Here is a 26,079-nt window from a genome sequence, read left to right on the forward strand (position 1 = left end):
ATTCGAAAAAAGGCCCCGCTACCGAGCCCGCTCTGTTCAGGCAGCGGGCTCGGTAGCGGGGCATTCCGTGACCATCCCGGCGGCCCACCGCGAGGGACGGTGGATCGGGAAGGTCTCAGGCCGGCCCGTCGCGAGGGACGGTGGGCCGGCACGGTCTAGGCCGTATTCGACAGTTGAACTGTCAGACGGCCGCTTCGATGGGCAGGCTGAGAGGGCAGTTTGCGGAGGAGGGGCCGACCTGCAGGGTGTACGCGCCGGGGCGGTAGGCCCACTTCCGGCTCGTCTCCTCCCATGTCTCGAAGGCGCGCTGCGGCAGGGTGACGGTCGCCGTCACTGTTTCGCCTGCAGCCGCCTCCACGCTCGCGAAGCCGGCCAGCGCGCGAGCGGGCCGGGATGGGTCGCCGTCGACCGGGGCGAGGTAGACCTGCACGACCTCGCGTCCCGGCCGGGACCCGGTGTTGCGGACCCGGACCGTGACGGTCTCGCCGTCCCACTCGATGTCCTCGTACTCCCAGGTGGTGTAGCCGAGGCCGTGCCCGAACGAGTACGCGGGCGCGATGTCGGACCGGTCCCAGGCGCGGTAGCCGATGAACAGGTCCTCGGTGTACGCGAGCTTGCCATCGGTCGGGGTGACCTCGGTGACGGGGCAGTCCTCGAGCGTCGCGGGCCAGGTGGTGGGCAGCCGGCCGCCGGGCTCGGCCGCGCCGGTGAGCACCTCGGCCAGCGCCGAGCCCGCCTCCTGGCCGGGGAACCAGCTCAGCAGCACCGCGGCGACGTCGTCGCGCCACGGCATCTCCACGGGGGCGCCGGAGTTGACGATCACAACGGTGCGGGGGTTGGCGGCGACGACGCGGGAGACCAGCTCGTCCTGACGTCCGGGCAGCTTGAGGGTGGTGCGGTCGAAGCCCTCGGACTCAACCTTGTCGGTGGTCGCCACGACGACGACGGCCACATCGGCCGCGGCCGCGGCGGCCTCGGCCTCGGCCATGAGCTCCTCGGGGTCGCGCTGCGGCTCGAGATGCCCCAGAGCGAAGCTGACGATGGCGATGGGGGCGCCCTCCATCTTCATCGGGTCATACCGCAGGGAGACCTCGACGGGGCGGCCCGCCTCGAGCTCGACGACGGCGCGGTCCTTCGGCGAGCCGAAGAACATCTCGAACGGGTCGAAGCTCTCCAGTGCCTGGTCGCCCTCGAACACCGTCTGGCCGTCGACGGTCAGAGTGAACTGGCCGATGCCCTTGGTGCCGAAGCGGTGCGGGCCGGACAGCTCCGGCGTGAACGTTCCGAAGATCTCGACGGTCTGCAGCGTCGGGTAGTCGATGCCCTCGGGGAGGTCGCCCATCCACATGATGTTGCCGTCCGCCATCGGGAGCTCGCGCTGTAGCGAGCCGTCGGCGGCGAGGCAGCGGGCGCGCAGGTCGAACCCGCGGTCGGCGACGCCCATGTCTTCGCTCAGCACCGTACCGACGTTGTAGCTCAGCGTGCCCTCGGGCAGCGCGGCCGTCAGCCCGTCGAGCGGGGAGACGACGGTCTCGGGGAAGACCATGGCGGAGCCGCCGCCGAGCACACGGGCGTCGCGCGCGGCCAGGCCGACGAGGGCGACGGTGGTCTCGGCCGGGGTGATCGGCAGGACTGGAGTGCCATCGACCTCGGCGTTGCGGGCGAGCACGAAGGAGCGCCGTGCGACCTCGCGCGCGATCTCGCGACCGTCGACCGCGGCGGGGAACTCGGTGACGGCGGCAGGCGCGCCCTCGAGCAGGCCGACGCGCGCCGCGAGCAGCAGGACGTGCCGCACGGCCTCGTCCACTACGGACTCATCGACCTCGCCGTCCCGGACCGCCTTGACGAGAAGCTCGCCGTAGACCGACTGCGGGCCGGGCATCGCGACGTCGAGGCCGCCGAGGATCGCGCCAACCGTCGAGCGGGTGCCCATCCAGTCGGAGACCACGATGCCGTCGAAGCCCCACTCGTCGCGGAGCACGCCGCGCAGCAGTTCGATGTGCTCGCTCATCGTGGTGCCGTTGACGCTGTTGTAAGCGGACATGATGGCCCACGGGCTGGCGTCGCGCACGATCGCCTCGAACGGGGCGAGGTAGATCTCGCGCAGGGCCTCGGGGGAGACGATGTTGTCGACGAACATGCGGTCGGTCTCGGCGTCGTTGGCCACGAAGTGCTTCACGGTGGCGCCGACGCCGCCGGACTGCACGCCGCGGACGAAACCGGAGCCGATGGCGCCGGTGAGCAGCGGGTCCTCGGAGTACGCCTCGAAGTGCCTGCCGCCGACCGGGGTGCGGTGCATGTTCACGGTGGGGGCGAGGAGCAGGTGCACGCCCTTGCGGCGGGCCTCCTGTGCGAGCAGTGTCCCCGCCCGGGCGATCAGCTCGGGATCCCAGGACGCGGCCATCGCGGTGGGCGAGGGCAGCAGAACGGACGGGTCCTCCGGACCCCAGCTGGCCCCGCGCACGCCGACCGGGCCGTCGGACATCACAAGGGAGCCGAGACCGATTTCGGGGAGCGGCGGCAGCGTCCAGATGTCCTGCCCCTGGAGCAGTCGCGCCTTCGCGTCCAGATCCAGCTTGGCGAGCGCCGATTCCACGGCCTCGCGCGTTGCTTCGTCTTCCATCATGAACTCCTTCGTCGTCGGCCGGGTGCTCGACGTGCCGGTCAGGAGAAGTGTCCGTCGGCTCGCCGGTCCGTCTGGGCGATATTGCCAGTCTACCTTGCGAGCACTAGGTGTTGTTATCGAAACGTTATGAATGACTGATCTGGGAGGGGGCCTAGCTCTGGTCGGTTCGGGTTTCGACGTGGGCGCCCGCACTGAGTAGGGAGACGAAGTTGCGGAAGGCGTCGGCCATGTCCACCTCGTCCGGGGCCAGCAGCCACTGGATCTGCATGCCGTCGAGCATGGCGATGAGCAACGGCGCCGCCTGTTCGGGTGTGAGTCCGCCCGGCAGTTGGTCGCCGAATTCCTTGTGTAGCAACAGGGCGAACGCATCGCGGGCGGCGGCGTAGCGCTCGGTGAAGTACTCGCGCGCCGGATGCTGTCCGGTCGTGCTCTCCGCGGCAAGTGCGGTGTAGGTCTGGACGACGCCGGGGCGTCCGGCGTTGAACTCCACGATCTGTTCGAGGTGGGACAGCCGCACGTCCGTCGACCTCGCGAGAAGGGCGGCGGTATCCCATTGGTCGCGGGCCTCGAGCACGCCGATCAACAGGTGTTTCTTGCTGGGGAAATAGTGCAGCACGCCGGGCTGCGTCAGTCCGACGCGCTCGGCCACCGCAGCGAGGGTGGTGGCGCGGTATCCGCGCTCCGCGATCTCGGCCATCGCGGCGTCGAGGATGGCCTCGCGCCTGGCCTCTGCCCTGGCCGCACGTCCGCCCCGCTGTCGCTCCGTCACGAGGCGAGCCTAACGACGAGCGTGCGGCTCCGGCGCGGCAACCTGCATTGTTCGGAATATATAACGATTGTGTATCAAAGCCTTAAAGTCGTTAGGTGCTGTCGTTAGTCTCGGGCCATGAGAAGTCGCTTGAGTAGAGGCGCAGTCCTCCTCGCCGCAGCAACCCTGGCCGTGCTCGGTACCGGCGCCACGGCGCAGGCCGGTGCGCCCGCACCGGGCAACGAGCCGACCGCGTCCGTCGAGGCCACTTACTCCGAACGTGGACCGTGGGAGGTGACCAAGCAGCAGGGATTCGGTTGCTGCGACTCCACCGGCCACAAGTTCGACGTCTGGTACCCCACCGACCTCGGCTCGGACGGCACCACGCACCCGATCATCACCTGGGGCGACGGCACCTTTGCGCATCCCTTCCAGTACGACTACCTGCTCTCGCACCTGGCATCCTGGGGTTTCGTGGTGATCGCGCCCGACACCACCAACTCGGGCTCCGGCCAGGAGATGCTGGACGCGGTGGACTTCCTCAAGCGTCAGGACAGTGATCCCGCGAGCGTCTTCTATCAGACGCTGGACACCGACAACGTCGGCGCGATGGGGCATTCGCAGGGCGCGGTCGGCACCCTCAATGCCACCGTCCGTTCCGGCGGCGCCATCAAGTCCGCGGTCCCGATCGAGCTCCCCGGACAGTTCATGTGCACGCTCAACTCGCCGAAGCCGGACCCGGCGATGACCGTCTGCGCGGATCCCCGGCAACTGACCACCGGCTCCATCCTGTACGTCAACGGCTCCGGCAGCCCCATCTCGCCGTCCACCCAGCCGCTTCCGTGGGAGCAGATCGGACCCCAGTCCGCGCAGGGCTACTTCGGCGCGACCCCGGACTCGATGCAGAAGGCGATGGCGACGCTGAACGGCCCGAACCACAACGACATTCAGGGCCAGCCCGGTTGTCCCGTGAACGATCCGGGCTGCGTCAGCGGCGTGCAGGGATTCCTCGGTGTTCTCACCGCCTGGAACATGGACAAGCTGCGCGGCGATGCGCACGCACACAGCGCCTTCGTCTCCGGGACCGGTGAGCTCTTCGGCCAGACGGCCTGGAGCAACCAGGCCAGCAACATCACCGGCTGATACCGGAGTCGGACGCAACCCGAACACCAGACGCGATCGGCTCCTGCCCACCCGAACAGGGCGGGCAGGAGCCGATCGCGTCTTTTGTGCATACATCAGCAGGTCAGCGGGGCGCCATGCGGATTCCGCCGTCGAGCCGGATGGTCTCGCCGTTGAGGTAGCGGTTCTCGAGGATCGACACGGCGAGCTGGCCGAACTCGTCCGCACGACCCAGCCGGGACGGGTTCGGCACCGAGGCCTCGAGGCCCGCCCGCATCGCGTCGGGCATTCCGGACAGCAACGGCGTGTCCATGATTCCCGGCGCGATGGTGCACACCCGGATGCGTCGGGTCGCCAGGTCGCGGGCCGCGGTCAGGGTCATCCCCACGATCCCGGCCTTGGACGCGGTGTAGTTGATCTGGCCGATCTGCCCCTCGAAGGCCGCGACGGAGGCGGTCATCACGATCGCTCCGCGTTCGCCGTCGACCTCGTCGGTCTTCGCGATGCGCTCGGCGCCGAGGCGCAGTGCATTGAAGGATCCGACGAGGTTGAGCCGGATGACGTGCTCGAAGTCCTCGAGCGAGCCGGCGTTGCCGTGCTTGTCGAGGATTCGCATGCCGCGCCCGCTGCCCGCGCAGTGGACGAGGCCGCGGAGTTCTCCGTCCTCGGTCGCGGCGTCGAGTGCGGCGGCGAACTGTTCCGGATCGGTGATGTCGGCGGGCGCGAAGCGTGCGTTGGGTCCGAGATCCCGTGCCGCTGTATCGCCGTCGGAGGTCGGCAGGTCGACGAGGGTCACGAAGGCGCCGGCGTCGACCAGTCGCCGCGCGGTCGCGTTGCCGAGTCCGGATGCGCCGCCGGTGACGGCGACGGAGATTCCCTTGAGTTCCATGGTGGAGGGCCTTTCGAGGTCAGAGGAGTTCGACGATGGTCGCGTTTGCCATGCCGCCGGCCTCACACATGGTCTGGAGTCCGTAGCGGATTCCGTTGTCGCGCATGTGGTGCACGAGCCGGGTCATGAGAATCGCGCCGGAGCCGCCGAGCGGGTGCCCGACGGCGATGGCGCCACCGAGCGGATTCAGGCGCTTCTCGTCCGCACCGGTCTCGGCCAACCACGCGAGCGGTACAGGGGCGAAGGCCTCGTTCACCTCGAACGCGCCGATGTCCTCGATGGACAGGCCCGAGCGGGAGAGAGCCTTCGCGGTGGCGGAGATCGGGCCGCTGAGCATCATCACCGGGTCGTCGCCGGTGACCGCGACGGTGTGGATCCGGGCGATGGGGTCGAGGCCGCGGTCCGCGGCGATCTTGCTGGTGGTGACGAGCAGCGCCGCCGCCCCGTCGGAGATCTGTGATGCGTTGCCCGCGTGGATGACCCCGTCCTCCTTGAACGGCGTCTTCAGCGTCGCGAGCTTCTCGAGCGAGCCGCCGCGGCGGACGCCCTCGTCGACGGCGAGCAGGCCGTCGATCGGCGCGAGCTGCGAGTCGAAGGCGCCGGTCTCGATGGCCTGGGCGGTGAGCTCGTGCGAGCGAAGCGAGTACTCGTCGAGGCTACGGCGGTCGAGGTTCCAGCGCTCGGCCATCATCTCGGCGCCGAGTCCCTGGCTGAAGCTCTCGATGCCGTAGCGCTCCTGCACGCTCGGCGGCGTGGCCGAGCTCCCCTCCTTGGCCGCGCTGCCCATCGGCACCCGGCTCATGGATTCGACGCCACCGGCGACGATGAAGTCCGCGTGCCCGGCGATCACCGATGCCGCCGCGAAGCTCAACGCCTGCTGGCTCGAGCCGCAGGCGCGGTTGACGGTGGTGCCGGGGATGGACTCGGGCCAGCCGGCCGCCAGTGCCGCGGTGCGCGCGATGTTGCCCGCCTGCTCAGCGGCCTGGACGACGCATCCCCAGATCACATCGTCGATCTCGGTGGGATCGATGCCAACGCGGCCGGTGAGGGCCGCCAGGACGTGTGCGGAGAGGTCGGCCGGGTGCACGCCGGACAGGGACCCACCTCGCTTCCCGATGGGTGTTCGAACGGCGTCGACGATGACGGCGTCATGCATGGTTGTTCCTTCTCTCGTGTCTGGGGATCTGTGGCGGTGTGCTGAGTGGACGGCGAGTTTCGTCAGTGTGTGATCACGCGGGAATGGAGGAACTCGTCGACGGCGCGGCCACCGCGCATGCCGAATTCGGTGACCGTGGCCGACTCGAGCGGTGCTGGGGCCTCGGTGGTGTCGTGCCGGTTGACCGATACGGATTCGGCGTCGACGCGTTCGGCCACCTGGTCTGTCCGGTCGAGGTCGGCTCCCCACACCGACACGCTGAGAACACGGGAGTGCTCGTTGATGCGGTCGACGATCCGGTCGATGTCGTCGTACCCGATGACGGTGAACACGGGGCCGGCTTTCCCCGCGTCCTCGAAGTCGGTCGATCCGTCGGTGTCCCGCAGCAGGGTCGGCTCCAGGAAATAGCCGGGCAGGTCGGTGCCCCGACCACCGCCTGCGACGAGCGCCGATCCGGCCGTGATGGATTGGCGGAGTAGGTCTTCGGCGATGGACAGCTGGTGCGCACTGTGCTGCGGGCCGACCGTGGTCTCCGGGTCCATTCCATCGCCGACGGTGAGCGTTCGCATCGCTCCGGCGAACGCTTCGCAGAAGTCGTCGACGATGTCGGTGGGTACGTAGGCGGACTTGGGGGCACAGCGGGTCTGCCCCGAATTGGTGAAGGCGTATTCGGCCAGCGCGGTCGCCGCGTTCTCGACGTCGGCGTCCGGGAGGAGCAGTGCGGTCCCGCCGCAGGCCGTGGTCGCCGCTACAGGGGTGAGGAACCGGGCCGCGTGGCTGATGATCGTCCGCGCGCCCCCTCGGGAGCCGACGTAGGAGATCCGGCGGATCTTCGGATGGGCGACCAGCGGGCTGTGGGCCTCGCGGGTACCGACGGCGATGTCGAGCACTCCCTCCGGGAGTACGGCTTTGAGGATGTCCACGGCACGCGCGACGGACAGCGCGACCGTGCACGGCGGCTCGACGACGACGGTGTTGCCGGTCACGAGGGCGGGACCGATCTTCGCGGCCATGCGGAGGATCGGTAGGTCCCAGGGGACGAGGACGGCGACCACCCCGACCGGGCGGTGTTCTACGACTGCGGAGCGTTCGTCGTAGGTGTGTGCCGGGGCGTCATCGTCCCAATCGGCATGGGCGGCCTCGGCCAGACACTTCGCCGCCAACCGGATCTCGCCGTCGGATTCGTCGAGCGGTTTGCCCTGTTCCATGGTCAAGAGGGGCGCGAGCGTGCCGGCGGAGCGATAGAGCTCGCGTGCGCAGTCGGTGAGAAACCTCCGTCGGGCCTCGCGGTCGGTCCGCCAGGCGGCGAATGCGCCGTGTGCCCGCGCGACCATGCCGTCGACCTGGGTGGCAGTGGTGATCGCGACGGTACCGATCTGTCCGAGGGTGGCGGGGTTGAGGCTGCTCAGCGATTTACTCGACGGCCGCGGGTCGAGCCTCGGAATGTCGAGCGTTCGCACGGTGTGGGCGGTATCCGCGAGTTCGTAGTTCAACGTCTTCTCCTGGGTGCAACCACCACGGACGGGGCGGAATCGAGGGTCGGCCGGATTCTTCTCATGTCACGACTCCTCGAGGGGGAAGGTGCCGCGGACACTAACGTAACGAGTTACTATGTAATAGTGAAGCATGAGACTCCGCCCCGTGCCGGGCGTCCCCGCGATCTGAGCAAGGACGAGGCGACGCTTGTCGCGACCCGCCGCCTCCTGTCCGAGGTCGGCTACCAGCAGACGACGGTCGCCGCGATTGCGCGGATGGCAGGCGTCAACACCCCAGCCATCTATCGGCGGTGGCCCACGCGCGAGGCGTTGATCGAGGAGGCCGTGCACGGGACCGGGGGTCACCCGCTGCCCGATGAGTCGGGTGACCTGCGAACGGACCTCGCGACCTGGGTGCGGATCTTTCTGATTCGTGCCGCGCGGCCCGCCGCGCGTGCCGGCGTGCCGGGCCTGCTTGCCGACTCCCAGACCCAAGAGGCGCGCCAGCGCCTGCTGGCGATCGGGGCGCCGGTGCGCAAGGCCTTCCAGGAGCTGCTGGACGGCGCCGTCGCCCGGGGGGAGATCGCCGCCGGGGTGAATGCGATGTTCCTGTTCGACCTGCTCTCGGGCACCACGACGATGCGCGGGCTCACCCGGGGAGTGGAGGACGAGGAGGACTTCGTCGACGCGCTCGCCGGCTCGCTGTACGTGCTGGCCGCGCACGCGACCGAGGCGTCGGACGTCACGGCGGTGAACCGATGAAGGTCGACGTGCAGTTGGACGGCAGGCCCGAGGACGCGGCCGCGCGGGCGCGTGAGCTCGTCGCGCTGGGTGCGGACGGGCTGTTCACCTTCGAAGGGGCCCACGATGTGTTCGTCCCGCTGATCGCGGCGTCGGGTGTGGTCGAGGCCGATCTGATGACGAACGTGGCCATCGCGCTGCCCCGCAGCCCGATGCACCTGGCCCACACCGCCAACGATCTGCAGACCCTGAGCCGCGGGCGGTTCCGGCTGGGCCTGGGCTCACAGATCCGGCCGCACATCGAGCGCCGGTACGGTACCGAGTGGTCGAAACCTGCCGCCCGCATGCGCGAGATGGTGCTCGCGATCAAGGCAATCTTCGCCGCGTGGGAGGGCGGTGCCCCGCTCAAGTTCCAGGGCGAGTTCACCACCCATACCCTCATGCCCCCGACCTTCAACCCCGGGCCCAATCCGTATGGGCCTCCGGAGATCTGTCTCGGGGCGTTGGGCCCGTTGATGACGCGGGCGGCTGCGGAAGTCGCGGACGGACTGCTCGTCATGCCGTTCAACAGCGCCAGGCACTTCCGGGAACGGACCCTGCCTTCGATCGAGGAGGGCCTCGAACTCGGCGGACGTTCACGATCGGACCTCGCGATCTACCCGCAGATCATCGTGGGAACCGGCCGCACCCCGGACGAGCTGGACGCGGCGGCGCGGGGCGTGCGGCGCCTGCTCGCGTTCTACGGCTCGACCCCGGCGTACCGGCCGGTGCTGGAGGTGGAGGGCTGGGCCGACGTGCAGCCGGAACTCAACGTGCTCTCCAAGCGCGGCGAGGTCGCCGCGATGACGGAGTTGATCGACACCACCATGATGACCACGCTCGCGGTGCACGGGACCCCCGAGCAGTGCGCGGCGGAGATCGTCGCCCGGTTCGGCGACCACGCGGACCGGGTGTGCTGCTACTTCCCCGGCTATCCGGTATCGAATAAGCATGTCGCCGAATTGATCTCGGCCATTCAGACGGCGCGGCCGTGAGCGGGGTGTCCGTGCGGACGGATGGGGGAGTCGCGGTGGTGACCCTCGACCGGCCCGACCGGCGCAACGCCTTCACCAGCGCCATGGGCCGCGCACTGGGCGAGGCATATCGGACCCTCGACGAGGACGATTCGATCCGGGTCATCGTGCTCACCGGTGCGCCCCCCGCGTTCTGCGCAGGCGCGGATCTCGCCGGTGGCGCCGACACCTTCGACGCTCCCGCTGCCGAGTTCACCGCCTCGCCGGTCAATCCACCGGCCTTCGATCTGCGTAAACCGGTGATCGCCGCGGTGAACGGGCATGCCATCGGAATCGGGTTCACGCTCGCGATGCAGGCCGACATCCGGATCGTCGCCGAGGACGCCAAGTACGCGATCCCGCAGGTCCGCCGCGGGGTGCTGCCAGACGCGATGTCCCATTGGACCGTTCCGCATTTCGCCGGCATGGCGGCCGCGGCAGACGTTCTGTTGACGGGCCGCACCTTCGACGGCGCCGAGGCTGTCCGGCTGGGGCTGGCGAGCCGGTGCCTGCCGTCCGGCGAGGTGCTTCCCGCCGCTCTTGAGGTGGCTCGCGACATCGCGGTGAACACCGCGCCGATCTCGGTCGCGCTGTCCAAACGACTGCTGTGGCAGACCGCTCGGCACGGGTACGGCCCGGAGAAGGTTGCGATACTCGAGACGGACCTGCATCTGCGAGTGATGGGCAAACCCGATGCGGCCGAGGGAGTTCGCGCGTACCTCGACCGGCGCGACCCCCGGTGGACCTCGCGGCTGTCCACGGACTGGGAGGAGGTCTCGCCGGAATGACACAGCAGGGGGCAACCCTCGGCAGCGCGAGCACCACGGACGAGGTCCTCGACGGCGTCGACCTGAACGGACGCACCGTGCTAGTCACAGGGGTGACGAGCGGTCTGGGCGCCGAGACCGCCCGGGCGCTGGCCGGAGCGGGCGCGCACGTCGTCCTCACCGCCCGCGACACCGCCGCGGCAGGATCGGTGGCGACACGGATACGTCAGGCGCATCCCTCGTCGGAACCGGAAGTGTTCGGACTCGACCTCGCCGACCTGGAAAGCGTTCGTGCCCTGGTCGATCGGGTGTCCGAGCGCCGGCTGGCGGTCGACATCCTGATCAACAACGCCGGGGTGATGTACACCCCGTTCGAACGCACCCGCGACGGGTTCGAGCTCCAGTTCGGCACCAACCATCTCGGCCACTTCACGCTCACCACGGCGCTGCTGCCCTCGTTGTCGGCCGCCGCCGATCGATCCGGTGTGCCAGCACGGGTGATCACGGTGTCCTCGGACGCGCATCGGGCACACCCCGTCGATCTCGTCGATCCGAACTTCGAGAGCCGGACCTACGACAAGTTCGTCGCCTACGCGCAGTCCAAGGCCGCGAACGTACTGATGACCGTCGAGCTCGAGCGACGGGTCGGCGGTCAGGGTGTGCACGCGTTCGCGGTTCATCCGGGTGTGTGCGCCACCGGCCTCGCGCGCCACATGTCCTCCGGCGACATGGCCGAGATGAAGCGCATGTCGGCGGGCTCGCCGAACGCGCTGACGAACCTCAAGTCCGTCCCCGCCGCCGCGGCGACGTCGGTATGGGGAGCCACCGCGCCCGAGCTCGACTCGGTGGGCGGTGCCTACCTCGCGGACTGCGTGGTCGGTGCGGCCGCAGACCACGCCACCGATCCCGCCACCGCCGCTGCCCTGTGGGAATTGTCGGACGAGCTGACCGCCCCCAGCGCGCGGCAGCCCTAACCCACCCGAACTTCGTTCCAGGAGGACACATGTCACTATCGATCAACGAGGATCAGCGGGCGCTCGCGGACTCCGTCGCGGCCTTCGCCCGCCGGACGGCGCCGATTGCCGCCACCCGCACCCAGTTCGACGCCCTCTCCGCCGGTACCTGCCCCGCCTCGATGTGGGATGCGGTGGTGCGGCAGGGCCTGCACAACATGCACCTGCCGGAGGCCGTTGGCGGTTCGGACTGCGGGCTGCCGGTGCTGGCGGTCGTGGTCGAGCAGCTCGGGAAGGCGATGTTCCCCGGCCCGTACCTGCCCACGGTCCTGACGAGCGCCGTGGCGGCGACGGCCTCGAACGGCGCCGACGATCTGCTCGCTGCATTCGCCGGCGGCGCCACCGGCGCGCTCGTCACCGGTAGCCGGCTGACCGCACAGCCGGTGGCCGGCGGTTGGGCGGTCGAGGGGACCTCCGATCCCACCATCGGGCTGCCGGGCGCCGAGCGGGTGCTGGTGCGTGCCGCACTCGAGGGCACCTCCGGCGGGAACCTGTGGTTCTGGCTCGAGCGGGCGGATCTCGACGAGGCCGCGACCACCGCGAAGGTGGCGCCCTGCGAGGCGCTCGACCTGACGCGCTCGGTGGGCCGGCTCGAACTCGCCGGTCACCGGATTCCTCACGAGCGGGCGTTGTCCGGACTCGATGCGGACCGGGTCGACGTTGTCGTCACCTCGCTGCTGGGGGCCGAGGCCAGCGGGATCGCCGCGTGGTGTGTGGAGACCGCCGTGGACTATGTGCGCACCCGCCACCAGTTCGGACGCCCGGTCGGCAGCTTCCAGGCGGTCCAGCACAAGGCGGCGCTGATGCTGGTGCGGTCCCAGGTGGCCTGCGCCGCCGCGTGGGACGCGGCCCGTGCAGCCGATGCGAGCGCCGATCAGCAGCGGCTCGCGGCGGCGCAGGCGGCGCTCACCGCGGTCCCTGCCGGTGTCGACCAGGCGCTGGACTGCATCAGCCTGCTCGGCGGGATCGGGTTCACCTGGGAGCATGACGCGCACCTGTACTGGCGCCGTGCCATCAGCATCGCCTCCGCGGTTGGCGCGCAGGATATCTGGGCGGCGCGACTGGGAGATGCGGCCCTGCACACCGAACGCGACTTCTCGTTCATCGACGGGGATTCGCTGCCGGAGTTGCGGGAGCGCGTCGGGCGTGCGTTGGACGAGGTGCTGGCGCTTCCCGACGACGAGATCCCGTCGGAGGGATGGGCCCCGGCCCGGGGTGGATCCCGTCGCGCCCGGCTGGCGGCGGAGGGTCTGACCGCGCCGCACTACCCGCAGCCCTACGGGCTCGACGCCGGACCGGTGGAGCAGGCGGTGATCGGCGACGAGTTCGCCCGGCGCGGGCTCACCCAGCCCGACATGGGAATTGCCGAGTGGGTGCTGCCCACCCTGGTCGCGCACGGCAGCGAGGAGCAGCAGAAGCGGTTCGTCCCGGCCACCCTGCGTGGGGAACTCATCTGGTGCCAGTTGTTCTCCGAGCCCGGTGCGGGATCGGATCTCGCCGGCCTGTCCAGCCGTGCCCGCAAGGTGGACGGCGGCTGGGTGCTCACCGGACAGAAGGTGTGGAACTCCCAGGCGCAGGAGGCGGATTGGGGAGTGTGCCTGGCGCGAACCGACGCGGACGTGCCGAAGCACGCCGGTCTGACCTACTTCCTCATCGACATGCACGCTCCCGGCGTCGACGTGCGGCCGCTTCGCCAGGTGACCGGGATCTGGGAGTTCAACGAGGTCTTCCTCGACGAGGTGTTCGTGCCGGATGACGGCGTCGTCGCCGGCCCGGGCGACGGCTGGCGGCTTGCGGTCACCACGCTGTCGAACGAGCGCCTGAAGATGGGATCGGCCAAGCTGGGCCACGGATCGGCGAACATGGTTCGTCGGCTGCTCGACCGCGACGAGTACGGGAGCACCCGGGACGAGGCCATGCGTGTCCTCGGCCGCAACACCGCCCGCGAGCTGTCGGTGGCGGCGCTGAACCTGCGGAGCGTGCTGCAGCGACTCCACGGATCGGAGGACACCACTGGGTCCCTGAACAGCGTGCAGAAGGTGTTCCACGCCATCGCCCAGCGCGATGGTTCCCGCGCGGTGGTCGCCCTGCTCGGACCGCTCGGCTGTGTGGGCAGCCCGGAAGAGCCGTATGTCCGTGACTACCTGGGAGTCCCGGCCGTCATGTTCGGTGGCGGAACCATCGAGATCCAGCTCAACGTCATCGCCCAGCGCGTGCTCGGCCTGCCGCGCTGACATGAACGTCACGCTGCTCGCGGATGGCCTCGGTTTCACCGAGGGCCCGATCTGCCTGCCCGACAACCGGATGGCCGTGGTGTCCATGAGTCGGGGCTCGGTCATCGTCCTCGAACGGGACGGCTCGGTCGTGGCCGAGCACCGGGTCGGGGGAGGCCCGAACGGCCTCGCGCTCGGTCCCGACGGTGAGTTCTATGTCGCCCAGAACGGTGGTATCTGGGCGGCGCATGCCGCGGCGGAACCGGGTATCCAGGTCATCCGCGACGGCGAGGTGTCGTACCTCGCGAGGGGGATGGGCGCGCCGAACGACCTGGCCTTCGGGCCGGACGGGCGGTTGTGGGTCACCGACTCGCGGGAACAGGTCGACTTCTCACGTCTGGAGAGGGCTCTGCCGGGTCGCGTCTGGGCCGTCGACATCGACAGCGGCGAAGCCGAACTGCAACTCGAGGGCCCGGTCTTCGTCAACGGGATCGCCTTTGACGGTGACCGGCTCTACCTCACCGAGACCGTCAGCGGACAGGTGTCGAAATATGATGTGACACAGGGACATACCATCGATCGGGCGAACGTGTACACGGTGACCGACGGGCATCCGGACGGTCTCGCCATCGACGGTGCCGGTCGACTCTGGGTCGCGACCACCAGCGGCGACCGCATCGACATCGTCGGTCCCGGGGGTGCGCTCGAGGCGAGCCACCGTCTGCCCGCGGGCAGTATGCCCACCAACATCTGCTGTGGTCCTACGGGTTCGGGGGAGTTCTACGTCACCGCGGCCGGGGCGGGGGCGGTCCTCAGGCTAGGGGGCTGCGCCGATCACCAATGACCGTGCGAGGTGCCGGTAGTGGTCTGCGATCTCGTCGATCGACAGGCGTCCGGAGGGTTCGAACCACTGGCACACCCCGTTGATCAGATCCATCAGCGCCAGGGTGGTGATCGCGACATCGCCGCGGGTGGCCTTAGGGCCCTGGATGGCGGCGACGACGTCGCGAATGGCCCGCTGGTAGGTGGCCTGCAGGCCCACGATCGTGTCCAGTTGGACGGGGGAGAGGGCGCCGCGGTTGCCCCGGATACTGAGCAGCTCGGTGTGCCTCTCGCTGCTGATCTTCAGGTGGAGGCCGATCGCGTCGTCCAGGCGGTCCCGGGGCGGGCGCGTCGAGTCGTTCAGCACCGGGAGGAGCGCGTCGTTGAAGTCGATCATGAACTGCCGGGATATCGCGAACAGCACATCCTGTTTGTTCCGATAGTGGTGGTACATCGTCGACGACGAGATCCCGGCGGCCTCGGCGATCTCGCGGATCGCGGTCATGCCGTAGCCGCGTTGGTGGAAGAGTCGCGCCGCTTCGACTCTGATCTGCTCGGCCACGTCGACACCGACCTCGAGACCAAGGTTTCTCGCCACTTCCACCTCCGACGTGAACCACCACCCGGTTCCAGGCGTCTTGCAGGGAAATCTAGCAGGACAACCGGCGCCCGGAACCGGTCGGCGCCCGGCGGGCGATCGAGGATCCTCCCGGTCGCCCCCTTCCACAGTGCGTCGACGGTGCGTCAGGTGCCCGGGATGACGCTGGTGCCGAGACGCCAGATCGTGTCCAACAGCTCCTGTCGGGAGGGGGTGACCTCCCGGCTCATGGCCTCAGCCATGAGCTCGCGGAACGCGCCGAGGAACGCGGCCGCGGCAAGTCGCGCATCGACGGTGGGATCGACCTCGCCGCTCCGTTGCGCGTGCACGATATTGCGCGCGGCCATGTCGATCTGGGTCGCGAGGCGTTCGGCGTCGGCCTGCGAAGCGGACGGCTCGCGCAGCCGCCTGCCCACGATGATCGGGGCGAGCGGATCCTCGCGCAGGAAGTCGATCTCCCTGGACAGGCGCAACCGCTCCCGCTCGATCCAGCCCAGATCCTCGGACACCGTGACGGCGAAGACCGCGTCGTCATAGGCGTCGTAGAAGGCGTGGACAACGGCGGCGACCAGGCCGTCCTTGGCGCCGAAGTATCGGTACAGCAGCCCTGGAGATGCCTCGGCGCGTGCCGCGACCTTCGCCACCTCCAGGGCCCCGCCCGTCTCCAGCAGTTCCGCGCGGGCGGCCTCGATGAGGCGCAGCCGGGTGGCTCCGCCCCTGGCCGTCAGCGCGTGGGGGGAAGCTTTGTCAGGGGACGATGACATTGTTCGGGTCCGGCTGCTCTTCCTTGGGTGCGGTGCTGTAGTCGCCGAACGGCGCGTCCCGCACGGCCACCATGGCGGAGACGCCCTGCTTGTCGGCCAGTTCGATGAATTCCAATGCCTCGGGGGTGTTTCGCATCAGCCCGTCGAGGATCGGTCCGAGCATCTGGGTGCTGGCCAGTCCCATGTTCTCATACGCCTGGTTCACGATGAGCTTCATCGCGGAGAGCTGGGAGACAGGAATGCTGGCGAGCTGCTCGGCCTGCCGTGCCACCTCGGCTTCGAGTTCCGCAAACGGCACCGCCTTGTTGATGAGTCCGATCTCCGCCGCCTCCACACCCGAGACGGGCTTGCCGGTGAGAGCGTACTCCTTGGCCTTCGCCAGCCCGAGACGGTAGATCCACATGCCGGAGAGGTGGCAGCCCCACATCCGCGCGTACGGCGTGCCGATCCGGGCATCCTCGGAGGCGATGACGATGTCGGCGCCGAGCGCCATCTCGCTGCCGCCGCCGAGACACCAGCCGTGGATCTGGGCGATCACCGGCTTGGGGCTTCGCCACATGCTCATGAACTTCTGGGTCGGGGCTTCCGAGGGCGCGGTCGCCATCACGAAGTCCTTGCCGGCGTCCCACTTCCCGTCGGTGTTCATCTGATCGCCCCAGTGGCTGAATCCGCCGCTGAAATCGTATCCGGCACAGAAGGATCGGCCGGCGCCGCGAACGACGATCACCTTGACCTCGGTGTCGCGGGTCGCCTTCGTCATGGCGTCCTGGAACTCGTCGGGCATCGGCGGAACGATGGTGTTCAGTCGATCGGGGCGGTTGAAGGTGATCGTGGCCACGGGGCCTGCGACGGAGTAGATCAAAGTCTCGTACATTTTCCACCTCTCATTGGTAAAGTGAATTCACTTTAGCTTTGGATCGACGCGGTTGTCTACCCCATTGACGGACTCGGGGTGACGTGGGTAACTTGATCCGCATTCGAGCGGTCGATCGATTGATCGACCCAATGTCTTTGGGCGCAAACATCATCCAGTCGATTGACGTGGATAGGAAGGCGGTCATCCGCCATGGAGTTGTCATCGGTCAGTCCCGCAACGGCCCCGGGCCCCGGGATGAAGGTCATCGTCACGGGTGCGGCTGGAGGGATCGGAGCAGCGCTTGTCGCGGCCCTGGCGGCGCTCGGATGTGAGGTCGTCGGGATCGACCGCCCCGGCACCACGCTGCCGGATGGAGTAGCGGCGATCCCGCTCCTCGAGGCCGACCTCGCGGACGAGTCGGCCGCGGCGGCCGCGGTCGAACGGGCGGTGTCACTGCTCGGGGGGCTGGACTGCCTCATCGGCGCCGCCGCCAGCGTCGCAACCGTGCACCGCGCCAAGTCGTTCTCCGCGGATACCTTCCGCCGGGATATCGAATCAAATCTGTTGTCCCAGTTCTGGACCGCACAGGCCGCCTACGCAGCCCTGGCCGAGAGCAACTGCGCGAACCTGGTCCTCTTCTCCTCGACGGGGGCCCTCGACGGCCTGCCCGGGCAGGTGTCGTACGGGGCCGCCAAGGCGGGAGTGCTCGGGCTGGTCCGGACGCTCGCCGCTGAATGGGCCGACTCCGGTATCCGGGTCAACGCGATCGTCCCCGGGCTGGTCGCGACCCCCAAGGTTCTCTCGATGCCGGACAGCACCCGTGATCGAGTGCTGCAGAACGTCGCGATGAAGCGCCTTGTCGGGGTGGACGAGGTGGTGGCGTCGGTGTTGTTCCTCATGTCGACGGGAGCCGGCGCCATCACCGGCCAGTCGCTGCGGGTCGACGGCGGCGCGGGGATCAACACCCAGGGCCTCTACCGCTGACCTGAGGTTCCCCCGAGCTCGTGAAAGGAGCTGTCGCAATGGAATACCGTGGCGTGGTCGACCCCGCGTTCGCCGCGGCGGCGGAGGAGTTCGAGCGGAACTTCACCGATCGCGGCGAGGTGGGTGCCTCCCTGTGCGTCCTGGTCGACGGCAGGCCGGTCGTGGACCTGTGGGGCGGTGTCGCCGATCCCGAGACGGGGCGGCAATGGGAACGGGACACGGTCGGTGTCGTGTTCTCGTGCACCAAGGCTGCCGTCGCGCTGTGTATCCAGCTGTTGATCGCGTCCGGCGAGATTCGCGAGGACCTGCCGGTGGCACAGGTGTGGCCGCAGTTCGCCGCGAACGGCAAGGGCGACATCACGATAGGAATGTTGCTCGATCACTCGGCGGGGATTCCCGTGCTCAGCGAGCCGCTCGGATCCGGCATGCTCGAGGACTGGGAGTACATGGTCGGCCGGATCGCGGACCAGGCGCCGTTCTGGCGGCCGGGCAAGCGGCACGGTTACCACCCGGTGACCTTCGGGTTTGTGCTCGGTGAGGTGGTTCGCCGCGTCACCGGCTCGTCGATCGGCGGGTTCTTCGCGGCGGAGATCGCTGGTCCGCAGGGACTCGACTTCTGGATCGGACTGCCGCAGGAGATCGAGCCGCGTATCGCTCCGATCGTCAAGGGGATCACCGGCGAGGTCACCACCACACCGTTCCTCGATGCCGCCCTTCACCAGCGCGGTTCGATCCCGAACCTCTTTGTGTTCAACTCGGGGGACTGGGCTCGCAAGGGGGTGAACACCCGCGCCGGCCGGGCGGCGGAGATTCCCGCGGCCAACGGTGTCACCAACGGGAGAGGCCTCGCGCAGATGTACGCGAACGCCCTTCTCGATCCCGTCGTGGGAGGTCTCGGACGTCTCGAATCGGCTCCGGCGCACTCGATGCCGGTGTCCGACGGCTTGGACGCGACACTGCTGATGCGAACCAGGTTCCGTGGCGGATTCATGCTGTCGATGGACAACCGCGCGGAGCTCGGCGACGGCCACAGCATGCGAATCGGGAGCCAGGCGTTCGGCCACTGTGGATCGGGCGGCTCGATCGGGTTCGCCGACCCCGAGCTCGGCCTCAGCGTCGGCTACACCATGAACAAGCAGGGCCAGGGGACGCTGCTCAACGAGCGCGGACGGGCCCTCGTAGATGCCATCTACCGCTCACTCGGCCAGACCGTCCCGCCGCCGCCGGCGCGACGAGCGCCGCAACTCGAACAGGATCAACGATGACTTCCTCCAACGAACAAGACGATTCGACACGGACAGACGTGCTCATCCTCGGAGCCGGGTTCTCCGGACTCGCGGCGGCCGCGATGATCTCCCGCGCGGGTGGTCTCGACTACCTGCTCCTCGAGCAGGGCGATGATGTCGGCGGGACGTGGCGCGAGAACACCTACCCGGGGTGCGCGTGCGACATCCCCTCGCCGCTCTACTCGTTCTCCTTCCGGCAGAACCCGGACTGGCGCCACCTCTTCGCGCCGCAACAGGAGATCCTGGAGTACCTCCGCGACACCAGCGCGGAACTTCGTATCACCGAGCGTATTCGCTTCGGCACCAAGGTCACCGGTGCCGACTGGGACGAGCAGGACGGGTCCTGGCGGGTCGACACGGCGGACGGCTCGGTCTTCCGGGCACGATTCCTGGTTTCCGCGATGGGGGTCCTGCACCACGCCTCCTACCCGAAGCTGCCCGGCATCGAGAACTTCCAGGGACCGGTGTTTCATTCCGCGCACTGGGATCACTCGTGCGACCTCGACGGCAAGCGAGTGGCCGTCGTCGGCACCGGCGCGAGCGCGATCCAGTTCGTTCCCGCCATCGTCGACCGGACCGCCACGCTCGCGCTCTTCCAGCGGACCGCCCCGTGGATCGTTCCCAAGGTCAATCGAGCGTTCAGCGAGGACGAACGGGAAGAGATGCGCCGCAACCCGATCAAGCGATGGAATCGCCGCGCGCGTCTGTTCTGGATCCACGAGAAGCGGGCCAAGGGATTCGTCTCGGATACCTCGAAGATGGGGCCCACGAAGGCCCTGGCCTCGAGCCATTTGAAGAAGCAGATCCGTGATCCCGAGCTGAGGGCAAAGCTCACCCCCGACTACGAGATCGGCTGCAAGCGACTGCTCATCTCCAGCGACTACTACCCGGCCCTCGCCAAGCCGCACGTCGACGTCGTCACCGCAGGCGTCGAGGAGGTCCGTGCGCAGTCCGTGGTCGCCACGGACGGAACCGAATACGACGCCGACGTCCTCATCTTCGGCACCGGCTTCGATGCGCAGAACAGCCTCAGCCGGGTGCCGATCCGGGGCCGCGACGGCGTGGCCCTCGGTTCGCAGTGGGAGTCGGGTCCGGAGGCGTACCTGGGAACGACCGTGGCGGGCTTCCCGAACCTCTTCCTGCTGTGCGGCCCGAACACGGGCCTCGGGCACAACTCTCAGGTCTTCATGATCGAGGCACAGGCCGAGTACATGGCCAAGTGCATGCGATACGCGGGCCGCGGCGGCGTGATCGAGGTCCGGCGCGACGCCCAGGATCGCTTCAACCAGTTCCTGCAGGGGCGGCTCTCCTCGACCGTGTGGCAGGCCGGTGGATGCAAGAGCTGGTACCAGGATCCCGCCACCGGGCGCAACACGCTGCTGTGGCCCAGATCGACGTTGTCGTACTGGCTGCGCACCCGCTTCGTGCGGCGTTCCGACTATCTGCGGCACGCCAGGGCCACCGTCTCACAACCGTCCGTCACCACCGGCTGAGCCGCACGGTGCACGCACTCGTTCCGAATCCCAGCGGACTCCTCACTCATCTCAGAAAGGCCCCGCAATGACGACCATTCCCGAACTGTTCCAACGCAATGCCGACCTGTTCCACGACAAGCCGGCGCTCACCCATGACGGAGTGACGCTCACCTGGGGCGAAGCCCAGTTGAGCATCGCCCGGATCGCGCTGGGCCTGTCCCGGCTCGGTGTCCGGAAGGGCGATCGCGTCGCGATCATGATGTCGAGCCGCCCGGAGCACTGGTTGACGGACCAGGCGGCGGTGCACCTCGGTGCCCTTCCGGCCACGGTCTACGGCACCATGCCGTCCTCCCAGATCGCCTACGTGGCGAATCACAGCCGGGCGCGTGTGGCGGTGCTAGAGGGAGCTGACGAGGTCGAACGCTGGCTCCCGGTGCTCGACCAACTCCCCGAGCTCGAGCACGTCGTCGTGCTCGATCCGGAGGCGTGTGTGGCCGGCGACGAGCGCTTCGTCAGGTGGTCCGACGTGGTGACGGAGGGGACGGACCTCGAGGCGTTCGAGGCTGTCTGGCGGGAGATCACCGAGGACGATCCGGTGACGCTGATTTACACCTCTGGGACGACCGGCGTGCCCAAGGGGGTGTTGCTGACGCACCGCAACGTGATCGCCAATGCGGAGGCGAGGGACGCGGCGGCGCCCACGCCCGAACACTTCCGCAGCGTCTGCTACCTGCCCCTCGCGCACATCGCCGAGCGCATGGTGTCGGTCTACATGATCGTTCACAAGGCAGGCCACGTGACCTTCTGCCCCGATCCGAGTCGGCTGGTGGAGCAGCTCGTCCGGACTCGCCCGACCAGCTTCTTCGGTGTCCCCCGAATCTGGGAGAAGCTCGCCGGGGCGCTGCGTTCGCGGCCGGGTTCGTCTGCCGCGGACGTCGGACTCGACGAGGTCCTGTGGGCCTGCAGTTCGGCTGCTCCGCTTTCGGTCGCTGTGCAGGAGTACTTCCGGTCGCTGGGAGTCTCGATCGTCGAGGCGTGGGGGATGACCGAAGCGACCGGTGTGGTCACCTCCACCAGCGCGGAGGATTTCCGGTTCGGTTCGGTCGGTATCCCTATCCCGGGCACCGAGATCAAGCTGCTGGAGGACGGCGAGATCCTCGTGCGCGGTCCGATCGTGTCACCGGGCTACCTCCAGGAGGACGGATCACTCGTCTCCGTCACCGACGACGACGGCTGGATGCACTCGGGCGACGTAGGACGAATCGACGAGGACGGGCATCTCTACATCGTCGACCGCAAGAAGGACCTGATCATCACCGCGGGCGGGAAGAACATCGCGCCCGCCGCGGTGGAGGCGCTGCTGACCAAGCACCCCCTGGTCGGTCAGTCGCTGGCCTACGGCGACCGCCGGCCGTACCTGGTCGCACTCATCGTTCTCGACCAGGAAGCGGCTGCGGCGTGGGCGACCTCGCGTGACATCGCCTTCGCCACACCGGCTGAGCTCGCCACACATCCCGATGTGATCGCGGAGATCGACCGCGCGGTCGATCTCGCCAACGAGGACCTCGCTCGGGTGGAACAGGTCAAGCGCTATCGGGTGCTTCCGACGGAATGGACCCCGGAAGGCGGCGAACTCACCGCGAGCCTGAAGATCAAGAGGCGTGCCGTGCACGAGAAGTACGGCGACGTGTTCGACGCCCTGTACGCGTAGCGCCCCGCCCCGCCCCGGATCGGACCGGGGCGGGTTCACCACGGGTCGTGCTTCGAATACGGAGTCAGCCAGGGTGCGCGCCTCGGCCGTACACGGTCATCCGATTCGGCGGATGAGGTCGGCCTCGCGCCGGCCGGAGAGAAGCGCGCCATGGACCGTGGAGGATTCGGTGGCGTGCGTGGCCTCACCGGCGAAGAAGACTCGGTTGCCAACCGGTTCGGCGACGATGTCCCGGTCGTCGGGGGTGGAGTCGATGCCGGGGTAGGAGTAGGAGCCGCGGGCGTAGGGGTCGGACGACCAGCGAGTGATCCGATAGTCGCGGGGTTCGGGCACACTCTCGCCGTACATGGCGCGCAGGGCGAGCATCCCCTCGGCGACGGTGGCAGTGTCGTCGAGGGTTTCGATGCGGCGCGCGACCGACCCGCCGCGCAGCGCGGCGATCACGGGCACCCCGGTGACGCTTTGTAGCGGAAACCATGCGGCCATCGGATCGTTCGGCACGCCGAATTGGGCGATGAGCTCGGCGTCATCCCAGAACTGGGTGTCGAAGCGTAGATACAGCTTGTTGTAGACGCCCATGCCGAGGCGTCGGATCGCCTCCTGTTTCTTCGCTGGCAACGGCGGATCGAAGGTGACGGCATCGGTCTTCAGCACCCCCAGCGGCAGGGTGACGACCACGTGATCGGCATGGAAGACACCGTGGTCGGTGTGCACCCGAACCCCGGTGGTGTCGTGGGCGATCCGATCGACGACATGACCCAATCGCACGTCCAGGCCCTCGGCGAGCCGGGTCGGGATCTCGTCGTAGCCGCGGGGAAAGACCACCTGATCGCCGCCGTGGCTCACGTGGTGCTGGCCGACCCACAGCGGGACCTGTTCGGGGTCGGCGCCGAAAGAGTCCTGGATGAAGTGGTGGACGGTGTTTCGGACGCGGTCGGCACGGATGCCGGTCAGGCGCAGCTGCGTCAGCACCAGGTCGATCGCGGCGGCGAAGGAGGTGTTCGCGAACCGTGGGAGCGCGGACAGCACCTGTATTGCGGCCAGGGCCGCCGCTGCGTCGGCTTCGTGCTCCGCCATCTCGGCCGCGGTCAGGTGGTCGCCGCCGCTGTAGGTGGTGATGACGTTCTGATTGAGCACCACGGTGGGGAGCTTGAACTCGTCGCGCAGCTCGGTGACGGGGTTGCCGTCGATGCCATGGATCCAGGAGGCGCCCAGGTCCAGCGGCATGTCTCGCCAATTGCGATCGGTCCACAATCGACCTCCCATGCGGTCGCGCGCTTCGAGCACTGTCACCCGGCGTCCATCTCGGGCGAGGTCGCGTGCTGCGGTGAGCCCCGCGATGCCGGCTCCGATCACCAGCACAGAACCGGTGCCCGGCGTCGATGCGTTGGCGCTGCGGCGCCCGAAGCCTGCGGCCGATGTGGTTGCGAGGATCGCGGCTCCGATAAGCACGGACCGTCGGTTCGGACTCATGGTGGTTCCTTCCTTGGACCCTCTACGTCGGTACAACTAAGGCCCTGATGGTACATCGATGTACCAGATATCGCGCTGCCTGAAGTGCCGGGCGCCCAACGATCCTCGAGAACTCAGTCGCGCTTGGCTGCCCCGTGCAGGATCATCGAGAGGAGGAAATCGGGTGCCTGCCGGGAGCCCATTTGCTCGTCGAGGACCAGGTACCAGGCGGTCTCCGCCAGCCCGAAGAGGGTGAAGGACAACCACTGCGGCGGCAGTTCGGGGCGGATGTGGCCCTCGCGCTGGCCGCGGGCGAAGAACTCGTCGAGACGGTTCATCAGGTCCTCGGCCCGCGCGACCAGTGCCGGCTGGCTCAGGAGATGCGGTTCCAGGGACAGGACTCCCCAGATCTGGGCCAGCGGCAGAAAGTTGTTCGTCAGTGCGGTCAGTGCGGTCTGGAAGTCCGCTGTGCCGAGTTCGGCGGCGTCGAGTGCCTCGGCCGCCCTGGCATGAATGCGGTCGGCCAATGCGGTGACGAGTGTCTCGCGAGTCGGAAACAATCGCGTCAATGAGGTGCGGCTGATCCCGGCTGCCTGTGCGATCGACTGCATGGATGCGCCCCTGTCGCGTGCCAGAACGGGGGTCGCGGCGGCCAGGATGGTCTCTCTCCTCGTTGACACGCGATCATCGTAGTTGGGGATCGTCTCCGCTCCCGTGCTCGCTTGCGCGTGTGGCTACCGCACGACCAGGTCGTGATCGGTGGCGCTGAGGGTGATGGGCGCCACGCGCTTGCCCCGCGACCAGTCCCGCACGAACGCGTCGAGGGTCGGGTCTGCGCCACGCGCGTCGTAGGCGGCGCGGGGTACCTCGATCGCGCCGACCAGATGCCTCGGCTGATCGTCGAGGCCGGTACCGCGCGGCCCCAAGCGCAGGCCGTCCGCGGTGTGTAGAAGCACCGGGATCGTCTTCCCGTCGGGGGCGGTGACCTTGGCGGGCCGGGTGGTCGCGGCCGGATCGAAATGCTCGACGGACAGCCGGTAGGCCGACGGACCGGCGTGCAAGCCGGCCTCGTCGAGCAGGCGCGGATCGAGGATCGAGTACGGAACCTGCGCCTCGACGAGCAGCTCGGCGTCGATCAGGGTGTCGCGCGCGGGTAGCTGCGCCGACAGATTCCACGGCGCGGGCGGGGCCAGGGTGTCCGACGACCGTTCCGCCGGCGGGTTCTTCAACGGGATTCCGGGCAGGGGCGCACCGGTGGCCGCGAACGACCAGGCCGGGTCGTTCAGGTCTTTGTGCCAGAACCCGGACCTGCCGTCCTGGCGTCCGGCGACTCGCAGCTCACGACGGTCCGGACCCACGCCGGTGGAGTGCACGCTGATGGCCGAGGTGATCTCGCCGGGGATCTTGGGCTGGTGCACCCAGTCCTGTGCGGGTAGCTGGATCGCCGCGAAGTGGTGGAACCACGACTCGAACGCCGAGTTCGGGGCGGTGGGTTTGCCGCTCTCGTCATCCCAGCTGTATCGGAAGAACACCGAGTCTCCGCCGGTACCGTCGATGTCGTAGTTGCGGGTGTACATGTCGCCGTACTTGTTCATCACGAAAGTGGTTGAAGCCGAGGAAGACAGCGCGATCGATTGGAAGCGCCCGCCGACGGGGCCGCCGATCTCGTAGCTGTCGTCGTCGGGCAACCACGGGTCGGCGTACGTGATGCGGCTGCCGTCCCCGGTCAGCGTGGGCACCATCGTCATCTTCGCGAGCCCGAAGTAGTGGATCCGGCCGGCGACGTCCGTGTAGGTCTGGTTGTCCCAGGGCGATCCGACGCTCAGCGCCCAGGCGCCGGGATCCCCGCCGGGAAGCCGCTTGCCCTTGCCCAGCCACAGCGGTGCCCCGAACGAGGAGGTCCAGTTCCAGAAAACCGGCGCCTGCGAGGCGTTGTCCATGGTGTAGATCCACCCGTCCTCGTCGACCGCGATCAGCTCGTCGTCGTCCACCGAGATCCCGACCAGGCGATCGCGCAGGCACGTCGGCAGCGGCGCGTATCGCCACGGCTCGGGATTGGCGCCGTTCCACGACCGGGGCCGGGTCAGCAACGCGTTTCCGGCCAGCGCGTAGTCCCAGAACTTGTTGAACTGAGTTGTCTGGGTGCGCAGTTCGACGCTCGCCGGCGCGCCCGACCCCGCGAACTCCGGCAGCCCCGCCAACCCGTCCCTGGCTCCGAATGATGGCAGGCCGGGCGGTACCTGCGCGGTGCCGAACGGGACGCAGTCGGCGGGTGCGCTCGATGCGGGCGCGGCCATCGCGGCAGGCACCGACGCGGTCAGCGCCACAA

At 68.6% G+C, this 26,079-nt stretch carries 22 protein-coding genes; 11 read left to right on the forward strand and 11 right to left on the reverse strand.

What is annotated here, in order from left to right; translation table 11 throughout:
• Positions 1–181: 181 nt before the first annotated feature.
• A complete protein-coding gene (locus JOE46_RS20355) occupies positions 182–2,623 on the reverse strand; it encodes a glycoside hydrolase family 3 protein (protein ID WP_245221125.1) in 2,442 nt (813 codons plus the stop codon).
• Positions 2,624–2,777: 154 nt separating this feature from the next.
• Entirely contained in the window at positions 2,778–3,395 is a 618-nt protein-coding gene (locus tag JOE46_RS20360) for a TetR/AcrR family transcriptional regulator (protein WP_209928253.1), read from the reverse strand.
• A gap of 129 nt (positions 3,396–3,524) precedes the next feature.
• Here JOE46_RS20360 and JOE46_RS20365 point away from each other — a divergent pair, with 129 nt between their 5' ends.
• Positions 3,525–4,517 (forward strand): hypothetical protein, encoded by a 993-nt coding sequence (locus JOE46_RS20365; protein WP_209928254.1) that lies wholly within the window; start codon positions 3,525–3,527, stop codon positions 4,515–4,517.
• 103 nt (positions 4,518–4,620) lie between these two features.
• Here the strand turns inward: JOE46_RS20365 and JOE46_RS20370 are convergent, their stop codons facing one another.
• The 3 genes from JOE46_RS20370 to JOE46_RS20380 all read right to left on the reverse strand — a co-directional run bounded on the left by JOE46_RS20370 (position 4,621) and on the right by JOE46_RS20380 (position 8,034).
• The gene (locus JOE46_RS20370; protein WP_097211745.1) at positions 4,621–5,385 is read right to left on the reverse strand and encodes an SDR family NAD(P)-dependent oxidoreductase; all 765 of its coding nucleotides are present in this window, start codon (positions 5,383–5,385) and stop codon (positions 4,621–4,623) included.
• Between the two features lie 19 nt (positions 5,386–5,404).
• Positions 5,405–6,541, reverse strand: coding sequence for an acetyl-CoA C-acyltransferase (locus JOE46_RS20375; RefSeq protein ID WP_097211744.1), 1,137 nt, complete (start codon positions 6,539–6,541; stop codon positions 5,405–5,407).
• Positions 6,542–6,603: 62 nt separating this feature from the next.
• The gene (locus tag JOE46_RS20380; RefSeq protein ID WP_209928255.1) at positions 6,604–8,034 is read right to left on the reverse strand and encodes an aldehyde dehydrogenase family protein; all 1,431 of its coding nucleotides are present in this window, start codon (positions 8,032–8,034) and stop codon (positions 6,604–6,606) included.
• A 126-nt stretch (positions 8,035–8,160) separates the two neighbouring features.
• Between JOE46_RS20380 and JOE46_RS20385 the strand changes: the two genes are divergently transcribed.
• From JOE46_RS20385 to JOE46_RS20410, 6 genes are read left to right on the forward strand one after another with little or no spacing between them, the layout of a single operon-like run.
• On the forward strand, positions 8,161–8,778 hold the full coding sequence (locus JOE46_RS20385; RefSeq protein WP_257017470.1) for a TetR/AcrR family transcriptional regulator: 618 nt from the start codon (positions 8,161–8,163) through the stop codon (positions 8,776–8,778).
• On the forward strand, positions 8,775–9,791 hold the full coding sequence (locus JOE46_RS20390) for a TIGR03617 family F420-dependent LLM class oxidoreductase (RefSeq protein WP_097211741.1): 1,017 nt from the start codon (positions 8,775–8,777) through the stop codon (positions 9,789–9,791). The genes JOE46_RS20385 and JOE46_RS20390 overlap by 4 nt, the downstream gene beginning before the upstream one ends.
• Positions 9,788–10,597: an enoyl-CoA hydratase/isomerase family protein gene (locus JOE46_RS20395; protein ID WP_097211740.1), complete on the forward strand. Its 810-nt coding sequence runs from the start codon at positions 9,788–9,790 to the stop codon at positions 10,595–10,597. Before JOE46_RS20390 ends, JOE46_RS20395 begins: the two co-directional genes overlap by 4 nt.
• Positions 10,594–11,550 (forward strand): SDR family NAD(P)-dependent oxidoreductase, encoded by a 957-nt coding sequence (locus JOE46_RS20400; RefSeq protein ID WP_097211815.1) that lies wholly within the window; start codon positions 10,594–10,596, stop codon positions 11,548–11,550. Before JOE46_RS20395 ends, JOE46_RS20400 begins: the two co-directional genes overlap by 4 nt.
• Before the next feature lie 29 nt (positions 11,551–11,579).
• Positions 11,580–13,823: an acyl-CoA dehydrogenase gene (locus tag JOE46_RS20405; protein ID WP_209928257.1), complete on the forward strand. Its 2,244-nt coding sequence runs from the start codon at positions 11,580–11,582 to the stop codon at positions 13,821–13,823.
• A 1-nt stretch (position 13,824) separates the two neighbouring features.
• Positions 13,825–14,646: an SMP-30/gluconolactonase/LRE family protein gene (locus JOE46_RS20410; protein ID WP_179800544.1), complete on the forward strand. Its 822-nt coding sequence runs from the start codon at positions 13,825–13,827 to the stop codon at positions 14,644–14,646.
• On the opposite strand, the gene JOE46_RS20415 is transcribed toward JOE46_RS20410, so the two are convergent.
• From JOE46_RS20415 to JOE46_RS20425, 3 genes are all read right to left on the reverse strand, one after another.
• Complete coding sequence (locus tag JOE46_RS20415; protein ID WP_097211737.1) at positions 14,620–15,222, reverse strand: TetR/AcrR family transcriptional regulator; 603 nt, start codon at positions 15,220–15,222, stop codon at positions 14,620–14,622. The genes JOE46_RS20410 and JOE46_RS20415 overlap by 27 nt on opposite strands.
• A 146-nt stretch (positions 15,223–15,368) precedes the next feature.
• Positions 15,369–15,986, reverse strand: coding sequence for a TetR/AcrR family transcriptional regulator (locus JOE46_RS20420; protein ID WP_097211736.1), 618 nt, complete (start codon positions 15,984–15,986; stop codon positions 15,369–15,371).
• Positions 15,970–16,887, reverse strand: a complete 918-nt coding sequence (locus JOE46_RS20425) for a crotonase/enoyl-CoA hydratase family protein (protein ID WP_257017476.1) — start codon at positions 16,885–16,887, stop codon at positions 15,970–15,972. The genes JOE46_RS20420 and JOE46_RS20425 overlap by 17 nt, the downstream gene beginning before the upstream one ends.
• A 165-nt stretch (positions 16,888–17,052) precedes the next feature.
• Here JOE46_RS20425 and JOE46_RS20430 point away from each other — a divergent pair, with 165 nt between their 5' ends.
• The 4 genes from JOE46_RS20430 (at position 17,053) to JOE46_RS20445 (ending at position 22,298) form a co-directional block, all read left to right on the forward strand.
• Complete coding sequence (locus JOE46_RS20430; RefSeq protein WP_097211734.1) at positions 17,053–17,826, forward strand: SDR family NAD(P)-dependent oxidoreductase; 774 nt, start codon at positions 17,053–17,055, stop codon at positions 17,824–17,826.
• 38 nt (positions 17,827–17,864) lie between these two features.
• Positions 17,865–19,091 (forward strand): serine hydrolase domain-containing protein, encoded by a 1,227-nt coding sequence (locus JOE46_RS20435; protein WP_097211733.1) that lies wholly within the window; start codon positions 17,865–17,867, stop codon positions 19,089–19,091.
• The gene (locus JOE46_RS20440) at positions 19,088–20,605 is read left to right on the forward strand and encodes an NAD(P)/FAD-dependent oxidoreductase (RefSeq protein ID WP_097211732.1); all 1,518 of its coding nucleotides are present in this window, start codon (positions 19,088–19,090) and stop codon (positions 20,603–20,605) included. The genes JOE46_RS20435 and JOE46_RS20440 overlap by 4 nt, the downstream gene beginning before the upstream one ends.
• Before the next feature lie 67 nt (positions 20,606–20,672).
• Entirely contained in the window at positions 20,673–22,298 is a 1,626-nt protein-coding gene (locus tag JOE46_RS20445; RefSeq protein WP_097211731.1) for a long-chain fatty acid--CoA ligase, read from the forward strand.
• Between the two features lie 96 nt (positions 22,299–22,394).
• On the opposite strand, the gene JOE46_RS20450 is transcribed toward JOE46_RS20445, so the two are convergent.
• The 3 genes from JOE46_RS20450 to JOE46_RS20460 form a co-directional block, all read right to left on the reverse strand.
• Positions 22,395–23,771, reverse strand: coding sequence for an FAD-dependent oxidoreductase (locus tag JOE46_RS20450; RefSeq protein WP_097211730.1), 1,377 nt, complete (start codon positions 23,769–23,771; stop codon positions 22,395–22,397).
• A gap of 113 nt (positions 23,772–23,884) precedes the next feature.
• Positions 23,885–24,430, reverse strand: a complete 546-nt coding sequence (locus JOE46_RS20455) for a TetR/AcrR family transcriptional regulator (RefSeq protein WP_209928259.1) — start codon at positions 24,428–24,430, stop codon at positions 23,885–23,887.
• Between the two features lie 54 nt (positions 24,431–24,484).
• Complete coding sequence (locus JOE46_RS20460) at positions 24,485–26,047, reverse strand: hypothetical protein (RefSeq protein WP_245222164.1); 1,563 nt, start codon at positions 26,045–26,047, stop codon at positions 24,485–24,487.
• Positions 26,048–26,079: the final 32 nt, after the last annotated feature.

It is taken from the genome of Rhodococcus sp. PvR099 (genome assembly GCF_017833315.1).
Lineage (GTDB): Bacteria > Actinomycetota > Actinomycetes > Mycobacteriales > Mycobacteriaceae > Rhodococcus_G > Rhodococcus_G oryzae.